The sequence below is a fragment of the Pseudoalteromonas sp. 0802 genome, from assembly GCF_013350085.1.
Lineage (GTDB): Bacteria > Pseudomonadota > Gammaproteobacteria > Enterobacterales > Alteromonadaceae > Pseudoalteromonas.
The window spans coordinates 179,883-193,154 of record NZ_JABVXE010000004.1 but is presented as its reverse complement, the minus strand read 5'-3'; the positions used below and the strand labels follow the sequence as shown (position 1 = coordinate 193,154).

10 protein-coding genes are annotated in these 13,272 nt (G+C 43.0%); 2 read left to right on the top strand and 8 right to left on the bottom strand.

Translation table 11 applies throughout. From position 1 onward, the window contains the following. Positions 1-28: 28 nt before the first annotated feature. Positions 29-892, bottom strand: coding sequence for a DUF3014 domain-containing protein (locus tag HUS61_RS10285; RefSeq protein ID WP_175082811.1), 864 nt, complete (start codon positions 890-892; stop codon positions 29-31). A 134-nt stretch (positions 893-1,026) separates the two neighbouring features. Here HUS61_RS10285 and HUS61_RS10280 point away from each other — a divergent pair, with 134 nt between their 5' ends. Further along, complete coding sequence (locus tag HUS61_RS10280) at positions 1,027-2,172, top strand: patatin-like phospholipase family protein (RefSeq protein ID WP_054562027.1); 1,146 nt, start codon at positions 1,027-1,029, stop codon at positions 2,170-2,172. 7 nt (positions 2,173-2,179) lie between these two features. Here the strand turns inward: HUS61_RS10280 and HUS61_RS10275 are convergent, their stop codons facing one another. Continuing rightward, positions 2,180-4,153: a monovalent cation:proton antiporter family protein gene (locus HUS61_RS10275; RefSeq protein WP_062566896.1), complete on the bottom strand. Its 1,974-nt coding sequence runs from the start codon at positions 4,151-4,153 to the stop codon at positions 2,180-2,182. Positions 4,154-4,292: 139 nt separating this feature from the next. On the opposite strand from HUS61_RS10275, the gene HUS61_RS10270 reads away from it, so the two are divergent. Continuing rightward, complete coding sequence (locus HUS61_RS10270; protein WP_175082812.1) at positions 4,293-5,189, top strand: GGDEF domain-containing protein; 897 nt, start codon at positions 4,293-4,295, stop codon at positions 5,187-5,189. A gap of 25 nt (positions 5,190-5,214) precedes the next feature. On the opposite strand, the gene HUS61_RS10265 is transcribed toward HUS61_RS10270, so the two are convergent. From HUS61_RS10265 to lpxB, 6 genes are all read right to left on the bottom strand, one after another. Beyond that, positions 5,215-5,559 (bottom strand): hypothetical protein, encoded by a 345-nt coding sequence (locus HUS61_RS10265; RefSeq protein ID WP_062566895.1) that lies wholly within the window; start codon positions 5,557-5,559, stop codon positions 5,215-5,217. Next, a complete protein-coding gene (gene tilS / locus HUS61_RS10260; RefSeq protein ID WP_175082813.1) occupies positions 5,552-6,862 on the bottom strand; it encodes a tRNA lysidine(34) synthetase TilS in 1,311 nt (436 codons plus the stop codon). Before tilS ends, HUS61_RS10265 begins: the two co-directional genes overlap by 8 nt. A gap of 91 nt (positions 6,863-6,953) precedes the next feature. Next, entirely contained in the window at positions 6,954-7,910 is a 957-nt protein-coding gene (accA, locus tag HUS61_RS10255) for an acetyl-CoA carboxylase carboxyl transferase subunit alpha (RefSeq protein WP_054553102.1), read from the bottom strand. A gap of 16 nt (positions 7,911-7,926) precedes the next feature. Beyond that, positions 7,927-11,418, bottom strand: a complete 3,492-nt coding sequence (dnaE, locus tag HUS61_RS10250) for a DNA polymerase III subunit alpha (RefSeq protein ID WP_175082814.1) — start codon at positions 11,416-11,418, stop codon at positions 7,927-7,929. Next, complete coding sequence (rnhB, locus tag HUS61_RS10245; RefSeq protein WP_175078522.1) at positions 11,418-12,023, bottom strand: ribonuclease HII; 606 nt, start codon at positions 12,021-12,023, stop codon at positions 11,418-11,420. Before rnhB ends, dnaE begins: the two co-directional genes overlap by 1 nt. Beyond that, on the bottom strand, positions 12,013-13,170 hold the full coding sequence (gene lpxB / locus HUS61_RS10240) for a lipid-A-disaccharide synthase (protein ID WP_175082815.1): 1,158 nt from the start codon (positions 13,168-13,170) through the stop codon (positions 12,013-12,015). The genes rnhB and lpxB overlap by 11 nt, the downstream gene beginning before the upstream one ends. Positions 13,171-13,272 lie beyond the last annotated feature (102 nt).

Genomic DNA, 13,272 nt, shown 5'->3' with positions numbered 1-13,272 from the left:
ATCGCACTGTCATTAAGGGGGTTATCGCTTACTTTTCAAGTTCAGCTTTAATGTTGCGCAGCGCAGCTTTCACTTTTTTCATATTTTCTGGGCCCATACGCAGTAATTGTTTTTGCGCATCAGGTAGGTTTTCCCACTCAGAGTAAGCATATTGATACGTAACTGAGTTGCGAACGAGTGGCATATCACCTTTTGGCTCTGGCGTATCAAGCAGTACGTCAATTGCCTCTTCTAGCGTGCCAGTGAATGCATCACCTTCGTAGCCAATTTCTGCATAAGCTTCGTTGATAAGTGGTTTGTATTCATCGTACATACGAATAACTTGAGCAGCGCTAAGGCTGGTAAATAGTTTTACGTATGGCGTGTAGCGCTCATAGCTATTTGGGTCGATTGTTAAAATGTCGCCCTCAATAACTTTAAACGACTCTTTGGGGCGTTCAACTGGCGCGTGGCTCAATGCCACTTTACCTTTGGCGATGTTATCAACATACACAACACCACGGCGAATAAGGTCATCGGTCACCATTAAGCTCATCACTTGGTCATTTAGTAACTCATCCATACGAGCAACAACCACTTCATCGCTTTCATTTAACGTTGGTAGTGGCTCAACTTCTGGAACTGGCTCTGGAGTGCGCTCTGGAGCAGTATCGACTACAACTAGTTCTGGCTCAGGCTCTGTCACTTCAGGTTCTGGTTCAGGCTCTTGATACTCAACAACTGGCGCTTCTTCTGCAACAATGTCTTCAACAACTTGCACTGGTTTATCTTCAGGCTTCAATAAAATAAACGCTGCCACACCAGCAACAAGGATAAGCACAACCACCGCAAAAATCAGGTTGTTATTTGATGAACCCTTTTGTACTTCAGGCTCTGACGAATGCTCTGACATAGACACTCCCTTAAAAATAAAACAGATAAAAATACGAAAAAACCATTTAGCCTTGAGCTAATCTTTGCTTCTTCTAGCTTAAAGACTTACAGTTGATAAATAAAGTAAAGACGCACAACTATTTAAATGCAACCATGAGCAGTAAGTTAAAAAAAACACAGCACTCTAAAATCGCTTTATTACTAACAGGTGGTGGCGCGCGAGCGGCTTATCAAGTTGGTGTGCTTAAAGCGATAACACAAAGCATGCCCCGCACAGCACCGCTGCCCTTTACTATTATTAATGGGACATCAGCTGGCGCAATTAATTCCGCTGCATTAGCATGTTATGCATCCTGTGCGCATTTAGCATGCAAAAAACTTGAATGGGTGTGGAAGAATTTTTCGACTTCTCAGGTTTATAAAAGCGACTTTTTAAGTGTGTTTTTGCATATTACTCGCAACATGCTTACGAGTTTTCAATCTGAACATATTAATCACCCACCAGCGAGTTTGCTGAACAATAAACCACTGCGAAAACTGCTGCACGAAATACTCGATTTATCGCGTATCGAACGAAATTTACATAAAAACTACCTAGATGCAGTGTCGATTACTGCTTCGAGCTACACCACGGGTGACTCTGTCGCATTTTTTCAGTCACTTACACAAAAACCGTGGCGCAGAGCAAAGCGTGAAGGGCAGGCAACCCGCATTAATGTTGAGCACTTAATGGCATCGAGCGCTATTCCCATGGTGTTCCCGAGCGTGAATGTTTATAACCACTATTTTGGCGATGGCTCTATTCACCAACTTTCGCCACTGAGTCCGTCGGTTCACTTAGGTGCTGAAAAAATCTTTATTATTGGTGTTGATGAGCCAAAAGAATTGCATCCACCGGGTTACCAGCCTCATTACCCGGGTCTTTCTAATATTGCAGGTCACTTACTCGATAGCGTCTTTACCGACACGCTACAGTCTGATTTAGAGCGCTTACAGCGTATTAACCGCACGCTAAGCCTGTTACCTGCCCGCGACAAACACCAAGAGTTAAAACAAATCGAAACTTGCGTGATCAATCCATCGCAAAACTTTAATGCAATCGCAGCTCAGTTTTATGATGACATGCCTATGGCAATCAAACTGTTACTACGCATGATAGGCGTGAAGAAACGTTCGCAATCGAGTTTAACGAGCTATTTACTGTTTGAAAAACGTTATACCCAAAAGCTCATTGAAATTGGCTACCAAGATGGCCTTAAAAAGCTACCTGAAATTCGTAAATTCTTAGAGCTGGAGTAGCTAAAAGCTACTCCATACCATCGAGTAAAAACCTTTCTACCCGCTCTACTCGGCGAGGCTTGCCTTGTAACACTAAAATGTCGCCTGCCAATAAAATAGTTTGTGATGAAGGTGCGTCAATTTCTCGGTCTTGTCGGCGTAGCGCTCTAACCGACACACGGCGCTGCTCAAGTTTAAGCTCACTAATTTTCTGATTAACCGCATAAGCGTGTTCTGGCAGAGCTATAACATGTAAATACTCAAGCCTATCTGAACTTGCCTCTTCGCCATCGAGTTTATCGCCAGTGAAAAAGCCATTTAAGAACTTATAACGATTACGCCGCTCTTTACTTACTCGGCGTATGATCCGTGTCATCGGCACGCCAGACATATAAAGCACATGCGAAACTAACATTAGGCTTGCTTCGAGTGTTTCAGGCACTACCTCAGTAACACCAAGCTCTTTAAGCGTTTCCATTTCGGTATCATCGCGCATCCGTACCAGTATTTTCACGTCAGGAGCTATTTGCTTGATGGCATCAACAACAATTTGCGTTTGCTCAAAATCAGTAAAAGTAATAATGACTAGCCTTGCCCGCTCTACACCCGCTGATTTTAAAATATCTTTTTGATTTACATGGCCAAATATCACTGGCTCACCAGCCGCTTTTGCTTCTTGCAATAAGATGGGGTTGCTCTCAACCGCTACGTATTCAATTGCTTCGGGCTTTAAAAAACGCGCAACGGTTTGCCCAACACGAGAAAAGCCACAGATCACAATATGATTTTGATACAAAGGGCTACTTGTCGCAGGCTGCTGCCAATACTGCCCTGCATGGCTTAAAAGGCCAAGTTTTTTAAGAATAAGCGGTGTTTTTTCAATAAGGTAAGGCGTTAGCGCCATTGAAAGCACGCCAACTGCAATTAAAAATGAAGCTTGCTCTGAGCTTATTAACAAGTGCTGCGAAGCAAGTGCAATTAATACAAAGCCAAATTCTCCCATTTGCCAAAGCATAATACCCGCCGATACCGCATCTTGCTTACGCTCCCCCATCACTTGCGCAGAAATTGCGAGCACCGCAATTTTGAATAGCAATAAGCCAATTAATACCGCGATGATCCAGTACCAACTATTAAGTACATAGAGCACATCTAACTGCATACCGACGGTAACAAAAAAGAGTCCCATCAAAATATCGCGAAACGGTCTAATATCGGCTTCTAGTTGGTGACGATAATGGCTTTCTCCTAACATCATGCCGGCTAAAAAGGCGCCTAACGCCATCGATAAACCAAATAGGTAAGTCAAGCCTGCGGCAAACAAGGCAACCAATAAAGTCGTTAGCATAAATAGCTCATCGGTTCTTACCAGCGCTATTTCGCTAAACACTTTAGGCAAAATCCATTTACCTATGCCGAACAATAAAATACACACTAAAGCGCCTTTAGTGAGTGCAAAAGCCAATGCTCCAGCAATTTCTTCAGAGCCACTTTGTGCTAGTAAAGGGTAAACAATGAGTAGAGGGACAACAGCAATATCTTGAAATAGCAACACCCCTATTGCCAACTGGCCGCGGCGCTGGTTTAAATCTCCAGACTCTTTAAGTAACTTAACCACCACCGCCGTAGAAGACAGTGCCATTAAACTGGCGATGGTAAAACTATTTAAAAGGCTGTGCTCTAACAGCAGTAAAATCAGCATAAATACAATGCTAGTCACCACGACCTGTAAGGAGCCAAGGCCAAATACAATATTGCGCATTGCCATTAAACGCGGCAATGAAAACTCAAGCCCTAAACTAAACAGTAAAAATACAATGCCGAGTTCGGCAACAAAGTGCATTTCGTGGCTTTGCGCCATCCAGCCAATACCATGACTCCCCGCCAACACGCCTGTGGCAAGATAAGCAAGAATAGGTGGTAAACCAATTCGTTTGAAGAACCAAACAAATAATACGGCAGCGACGAGCAAGCCAAACACTTGAATCAGCACATTTTGCAAGCAATAAACTCCCTTCTACTTGATGATAAAGCTGTACCCTACCTTAAATATAGCAACCATCTGTTTTTCAGCCAGTTTAAAAATGTGGCACAAATCTCGCTAAGTATGAGTATCTAAACACTCCGGGGGGAGAATTATCATGGAAAATGTCCATATTTTGACGCAGCGGGTGTCTGCGCGAGGCGAGTTTCTGCCGTTTTCGGCAGAGCATTACCGAATAAATGAAACAAATAGTCCACACGATTTGGTCGCAAGGTTACAAACTACGTTATCAATCGAAGAAATTTTGACAATTTTTGCCGAACACGCAAAACAACTGATCAATTTATCTGGATTACAGTTCCAATCTGCACTCGGAGTGTCACAAAGTGCTGGCAGCGATACCAGTCAAACACCGTACTCTTTTGATTTAGATATCGAAAGTGAACGCTTAGGGCAGTTAATTTATTTTAGCCAGTTCCCTATGGGTAAAGCGATTGAAGCAAAATTAAAGCATCTTCATACAGCACTCGTTTACCCATTACGTAATGCGCTTATGTATACCCGCGTATTACGTTTAGCGACTAAAGATGCGCTAACAGGCTTAAACAACCGTAGTCAATTTAATGACAGCTTGGCACAAAAGCTAGAACGTTGCCGCCGTCAGCATCGTCCATTTAGTTTAATGCTGCTTGATTTAGATAACTTTAAACAAGTTAACGATAACTTTGGTCATAAAATTGGCGATGATGTACTGCAAGAATTTGCTAATGTATTACGCACTAGCGTGCGTGGCACTGACTCAATTTTCCGCTTTGGTGGAGATGAATTTGCATTATTAATCGACGACCCTGAATTCACCACTAATAAGGTAATTGCTGATCGTATTATGAGTTTGGTTGCTAGCTCAGGGTTGATGGCTCAATATGATGTAACATCAAGCATTGGTTATACACTCGCCAATAACCAAGACTGCGAAAACGAAGTGTTTGCCCGTGCTGACAAGGGTCTTTATAAGGCAAAAGCTGCAGGAAGAAACTGCGCAAGAGCTTACTAATTGAGTAAAAGCCTAGCATCCCCCGCTAGGCTTTTTTGTTTATAAATTTATAACCAAGTAATACTAACCAAAAACCAGCGAAGAAGCCGCTTAATAAGTAAAGCAAGGCAGCCATGGTGGTAAGGGGCGATACCATCACTAAAGCCAGCGGCGTAAGTACGCCTAGAATAAAGAAAATACCGCCTTTGCCTGACCAGTAACCTAGCAGCAATAATGAGCAAACTAAGCCGCCAGCTAGTGCATAAAAAAGTGTATTTATTGTCAGCTCTGCATAAGCAAAACCAGCAATTACAGCCACTAGCACCGACAACGCAAAGCCAAGTGGTGCCTTATTAACTAGTGATAAACCAACATGTGGTTGTTCACTCATAGATTGTCTCCCAAAGAATTCCATCTTCAACACTGTGCTGCTCACTAATAAAGTAGCCAACTACTTGCACAAGTTGATCGTTATAAAAAATAAGTGGTGTCTGCGCACGTAACCAAGGAGCTACTTTGGCATCTTTAAACCAATGCTTTAAAGTATTTGAACCGGGTTTATGCAAAGGTTTTATACGCGCTTGCGGCTTATTAAATTCAACCCTTACTTGCTCATCCTGCCTTGGTTTTCTAATCCCCTTGCCCGCTTTCACTATTAGTTTTCGGCCACCAATCAGTTCAACGCTTTGCAAAGTTATATCCATCGCCTCAGGTATTGCCTGCTCTTTCACAAAGTACCAATGCTGCTGATGCCGGCGAACATCACCGCTTTGCAAACAAATTTTTATCTGGGCATCGGCTTTTGCCGTTAAACCTTGCTCAATAATTTGCTGTAGCTGATTCTCTGAAGGTAATTGATGGGTAAACTGATTCAGCCACGCACGTATAAGGTTTGCTTGTCTGGGCTTACTAAACCCCGCAATTGCCTCGCAGCTTAAACCACCCTGCTTATTTTGACAGTGTGTAAGGTCGTTTTGAGTATATTCATCGAGCAGCGATTGCTGCTTTTGTAACAGCCGAATACTGCGCGCTGCACTTTTTTCAAATCCTTGAAAACGCTCCATTAAAATAGGCAAAACTTGATGACGTAAAAAATTGCGGTCAAAGCGCTCATCAACATTTGAATCATCGGTGATATGAGTAATTGCAAATTCACTGGCAAATTGTTCAATTTGCTCACGAGTGATATTAATCATCGGCCTAAAACATACACGCCCAGACGCTAACAATCGCGTTTGTGGCATTGATGCTAAGCCTTGCAAGCCAGAGCCCCGCTTTAGGCGAAGTAAGAAGGTCTCAAGTTGATCATTTAAGTGCTGACCAAGCAGTATTACACTACCTGATATACAGTTTTCGTCGAGTGCTTGGTACCGCGCCTCTCGCGCTTGTGCTTCAAGTGAAGTTCGCGAGCGCTCATAAATTTCAACGTGTACCGCTTTAAATGCGACATCGAGCTCTTCACATAGCGATTGGCAAAACCCTTGCCACTCATCGGCATACTTGCTCAAACCATGATTAACATACACAGCTTCAAGTTTAAGTTCTAAGTGTTGCTGTTGAGCTTGTTTCATTAAATGTAACAATACAACCGAATCAACACCGCCAGATAAGGCAACGCTAAAGCAACTTTGCTGAGCGTTCAGCAAAGGCTGCAATTGTGCTAAAAAATGGTGGTATAAATCTGATGTTTGCATTAAAAACCAATGAGTATACAAGCGTCTGTGTTATCGGCATTATAAAACAAAAAAAGCCGCAAAAGCGGCTTTTTTCAATTTTAAGCTGTGTTTAGCAATAGCCAAACGACATTAAACGTTTGTAACGCTGATCAAGCATTTCATCTAGTGAAAGGCCTTGTAAGTCAGCTAGGTCACGCTTAAGTTGGTTTTTAAGGTTACGCGCCATCGCATCGTAATTACGATGTGCGCCACCAAGTGGCTCATCAATTACGTTGTTGATTAAATCAAGCTCTTTAACACGTGCAGCTGTTACACCCATGGCTTCTGCAGCTAATGGTGCCTTGTCTGCGCTTTTCCATAAGATTGATGCACAACCTTCTGGCGAAATTACAGAGTAAGTGCTGTATTGCAGCATGTTAACGCGGTCGCCCACACCAATTGCTAATGCACCACCAGAACCACCTTCACCGATAACAGTACAGATAGTTGGTACTTTTAACGCGGCCATAACTTTAAGGTTACGCGCAATTGCTTCACTTTGACCACGCTCTTCAGCGCCAACACCTGGGTATGCACCTGGGGTGTCGATAAATGTCATGATTGGCATTTTGAAACGCTCAGCCATTTCCATTAAGCGTAATGCTTTACGGTAACCTTCTGGCTTTGGCATACCAAAGTTGCGTTTAATTTTTTCAGCCGTGTCACGCCCTTTTTGTTGGCCAATAACCATCACTGGTTGGCCTTCAAAACGTGCAACACCACCTAAAATAGCTGGGTCGTTAGCAAAAGTACGGTCGCCTGCTAGTTCGTCAAATTCCGTGAAAATGCGCTCGATGTAATCACGAGTATAAGGACGCAACGGATGACGGGCTAACTGAGAAACCTGCCAAGCACCTAATTCAGAGAAAATTTTCTCTTTCATTTCAGCACTTTTCTCTTTTAATCGACTGACTTCCTCTTCTAATCCAAGGTCTAATTCGCCAGCGCGGCTTACATTTTGTAATTCTTCAATTTTTGCTTCTAATTCTGCGATTGGAAGCTCAAAATCAAGATAATTGAGGCTCATGCTCTAAACTACCTAATTAATTAAATTCTAGTTCTACATCTTGCGCCGCCATCAGCGATAACTTGTGAATTAAGTCATCACTCGGCGTAACACACCATTCGGTTCCTAAGGTAATCTCAGCCAACGCATCCGGACGTTGATAGAATACTTTAATAGGACAAGTACCAAACTTATAAGGTTCCAGTACTTTTTGTAAATTATCGAAGAAGTTCGCCTCGATCTGCACCATATTCAAGGTCATTTTAATCGCTTTTATACGTTTTTCTCGCGCCTCAGCGATGGTGCATATGTCTCTAGCGGTCATTGTAATGCCACCAGAGAAGTTATCAAAGCTGACCTGTCCAGATATTACCAAGATATTGTTTACTTGCAGCAAATCTTGGTACATTTCAAACTGTTCTGGGAATAAGCGTACATCAATACGGGCACTCTTGTCATCTAAAGTTACAAGACCCCATCGATTTCCCTTTTTGTTTATTAAGGTACGGGCAGAAATTACTAAGCCTGCGGCCGTTGACTGCACATCGCGGTTAGTGGGTTGTAAATCGACCAGCCTTCCTGATGTATAATGCTTTAACTCTTTACGATACTGATTAATTGGGTGGCCAGTTAAATACAGACCTAAAGTTTCTTTCTCACCATCTAGCCACTCATTGTCGGTTAAATCTGTGGCTTTGATAAATGCTTGTTCAACTTCATCTGGCTCTGTGGCAAGTAATCCAAATAAATCTGCCTGCCCTAATGACTCAGCCTTATGATGCTGATCGGCCGCTCGCATGGCATCTTTTAGGCTTGCTAATAAGGTTGCACGGCCAGGTTGGGTTTTGTCTGGTCCAAGTTGATCGAGCGCTCCGGCATAAATAAGCTTTTCAACAACTCGCTTGTTTAAACGCTTTAAGTCAACACGGGCACAAAAATCAAATAAGTCCTTAAACGGGCCACCTTCGCTACGGGCTTCTAAAATAGCTTCAACAGGCGCCTCACCAACTCCTTTAATGGCACCGATACCGTAAACAATTTCACCTTGTAGATTAACTGTAAACTTGTACTCACCGGCATTTACATCCGGCGGTAACAAGGTCAGTTTCATGTTTTCACATTCATCTACCAAGGTAACAATTTTATCGGTGTTATCCATATCCGCCGACATTACCGCAGCCATAAACTCTGCTGGGTAGTGGGTTTTCATCCACAACGTTTGGTACGATACTAAGGCATAAGCAGCTGAGTGAGATTTGTTAAAACCATAACCTGCGAACTTCTCTACCAAGTCGAAGATTTTCATTGCAAGTTCGCCGTCAACTCCGTTATTAACAGCTCCCTCTTCGAAGGTTGAACGTTGCTTTGCCATCTCCTCTGGCTTTTTCTTACCCATCGCACGACGCAGCATGTCAGCGCCACCTAGCGTATAACCAGCCAGTACCTGCGCAATTTGCATTACTTGTTCTTGATAAAGAATGATACCGTAGGTCGGTTCTAGAATGGGTATCAAGCTATCGTGTTGCCACTGCACATCAGGATAAGATAGCTCTTCGCGGCCGTGCTTACGGTCGATAAAGTTATCTACCATGCCTGATTGCAATGGACCAGGGCGGAATAGTGCTACCAGTGCGATCATATCTTCGAAGCAGTCGGGCTTCAGACGACGAATAAGGTCTTTCATACCACGAGATTCTAACTGGAATACCGCGGTGGTTTCGGCGCGTAGCAGTAACTCAATACTTGCCTTATCATCAAGTGGAATAGCGTTGATATCAACCGGCTCTTTACCCTCTCGGGCTAAGCGCTCGTTAGTCATATCAATTGCCCACTGCAAGATGGTAAGTGTTCTAAGACCTAGGAAGTCAAACTTAACTAAACCCGCCGTCTCAACGTCGTTTTTATCAAATTGCGTTACCGGGAATTTACCCTCATCATCACAATAAAGAGCAGCAAAGTCAGTGATGGTGGTTGGTGATATTACAACACCACCAGCATGCTTACCGGCGTTACGTGTACAGCCTTCGAGGATGCGACACATATCAATAAGCTCTTTGACCTCTTCATCACCGTCGTAGGCTTCTTGTAAACGCGGCTCAACATCAAACGCTTTAGCCAATGTCATGCCCGGATCGCCCGGTACTAGTTTAGAAATACGATCAACAAAGCCGTATGGGTGACCAAGTACACGGCCTACGTCACGGATAACCGCTTTTGCAGCCATGGTACCAAAGGTAATGATCTGAGATACCGCATCACGGCCATAAAGCGCCGCTACGTGATCAATTACCTCATCACGCCTATCCATACAGAAATCGACGTCGAAATCGGGCATTGAGATACGTTCTGGGTTCAAGAAACGTTCGAATAGTAAGTCAAATTCGAGCGGATCGAGGTCGGTGATCTTCAGTGCATAAGCAACCAATGAACCAGCACCAGAACCACGCCCTGGACCTACCGGAATATTGTTATCTTTACTCCACTGGATGAACTCCATTACAATCAAGAAGTAACCTGGGAAACCCATTTGGTTGATTACGTCGAGCTCTATTTTCAGACGCTCATCATACTCGCCACGTTTCTCTTTACGCTCTTGCTCATCTGGGAATAAAAACTGTAAACGCTCTTCAAGGCCATCTTCAGAGACTTTAACCAAGAAGTCTTCAATTTTCAGTGAACCGGTTGGGTAATCTGGTAAGAAGTAAGTTCCTAATTGTACGGTCACATTACAACGCTTAGCAATTTCAACGGTGTTTTCTAACGCTTCAGGAATATCGCTAAATAGCTCAGCCATTTGCTCTGCTGTTTTAAGATATTGCTGCTCAGAAAAACGTTTTGGTCTACGTTTATCTTCTAAGGTGTAACCGTCATGGATTGCCACGCGGATTTCATGGGCTTCAAAGTTTTCTGGTTTTAAAAACACCACTTCGTTAGTTGCCACTACAGGTAACTGCTCTTTTGTAGCAAGCTCAACAGCTAAGTGTAAATAGTCTTCTTCTAACGCACGTTCCGTACGAATAAGCTCAATGTAATAATGATCGCTAAAATGTTGCTTATAAAAACTAACAACCGATTCAATAAGCCCGGGGTTACCTTTTAATAGGGCTTTACCTAAGTCGCCATCTTTAGCACCAGATAATAAAATAAGGCCGTTTTTGTGCTCGACCAGCCATTCACGGTCAACCACTGGGCGGTGAAATAGATGTCCACGCTGGTATGCTTTAGAGATCAATAAAGTAAGGTTTTTATAACCTTCGTTATCTTTCGCTAAGATGGTAATTCGGCTAGGTTCATCTTCAAATTCAGGGCTTCTTAACCAAAAGTCTGCGCCAACAATAGGCTTAATTCCAGCGCCATGGGCAGCGCCATAAAAACGCACCAAACCACATAAGTTCATCTGATCGGTGATAGCCAACGCAGGCATTTGCAGCTCTTCTGCTTTAGCGACAATTGGCTTAGTTTTAGCTAGGCCATCCACCATTGAGAAATCTGAGTGGACACGTAAGTGAACAAATTGCGGCGCAGGCATTACAATTGCTCTCCTTTCAACGCCAAAATGCGCTGAACAGGTTTAAAGCTCTTACGATGCTCTGCAATTGCCCCGTATTGTTCGAGTGCTGCAAAGTGCGCTTTAGTTGGATAGCCTTTATGACCTGCAAAGCCATAGTCAGGATAACGCTTATCAAGCTCAATCATTTCTTCGTCACGGGCAACTTTCGCTAAAATAGATGCCGCAGAAATCTCTTCTACGAGGCTGTCACCTTTTACTACCGCCTGTGCTGGCACAGTTAACTGGCTAGGCACACGATTACCATCAATAAAAACAAACTCAGGCTTTACACTTAAGCCTTCAACCGCACGGCTCATTGCAAGCATAGTGGCATGAAGAATATTTAACTCGTCAATTTCAGTTGGGCTGCAACGGCCAATAGCATAACAAAGGGCTTTTTCTTTTATTTCTACCGCTAATAATTGGCGTTTTTTATCTGATAACTTTTTAGAATCTGCTAACCCTGCAATAGGCTTATTCGGATCAAGTATTACCGCAGCGGTAACAACATCACCCACTAATGGGCCACGGCCAACTTCATCTACACCAGCAATATAATTAACATTCGGTCGTTCAATTTGCATTTAGTAACTCCGCGACTGCTGCTGCAGCTTGTTCATTGGCATTTAATCTAATGTTTTTATGTATGGCTAAAAAGCGCGCTTTTAGTTCGCTATTATCGCTATTAAGCATAGGCGTTAGCGCTGCTGATAAGTTTTCAACATTACACTCAGTTTGTAAGTATTCTGGAACGAGTTCTTCATCGGCTAATAAATTAGGCAACGAGAAATACTTAATGTTAAAAGTGAATAAGGTTTTGAAAATCCAGTAACTCAGTGGCTTAATTTTATAACCCACAACCATCGGCTTTTTATACAGCATACCTTCAAGCGTTGCTGTTCCTGAGGCAAGTAAAATGGCATCAGCGGCTTGCATTGCAAGATTTGACTGACCATCTAATAATTGCAGTTTTAGTTCAGGGGCTGTTTTTTCTAAAATCTCACAAAACTGAGCTTTTCGTTTTTCATTGACTAAAGGCACCACAATTTTAAGGTCTGGATTTTGCGCCTGTAATTTCGCTGCTGTTTGAATGTAGGTTTCGCTTAAAAGCCCTACTTCAGAACCTCGGCTACCTGGTAACAACGCAAGTACTTTATCAGTTTGTGCTAAACCTAGTTGGTTACGAGCCTCGGTTTGGTCATGCTCAAGGGCAATATCATCAGCCAGAGTATGACCCACAAAGGTACAAGGTACATCGTGCTTATCGTAAAAGGCTTTTTCGAACGGTAAAAGTGCCAGCACTAAATTAGTGGCGGCACTGATTTTATGAATACGTTTTTCGCGCCACGCCCACACTGATGGGCTAACATATTGTACTGTTTTAATACCCGCCTCTTTTAGCGGCTTTTCGACACGTAAGTTAAAGTCAGGGGCATCAATACCAATAAATACATCTGGTGGGTTGTCGATAAAATGCTGCACCAATTGTTTGCGTATTTTTAGTAGGCGCGGTAATCGGCCAAGTACTTCAACTAGGCCCATTACAGATAATTCGTCCATATCGAATAATGTTTTACAACCAGCCGCTTGCATACGCGGGCCTGCAATCCCCTCAAATATGGCATCCGGAAAACGGCGCTTAAGTGCTTTTACTAGCCCTTCACCTAAAATATCACCTGATAACTCACCTGCCACCAAGGCAATACGTAACGGCTTTGTTTGTTCTTTCATTCGTTGATAATTCGCAACTTTTGGCACTAATAAAAACGAGTTTACCGTGTTTTAGCAGTCGGATAAATGTCACAGAGTTAATAAATACTAGAAATCGAAATT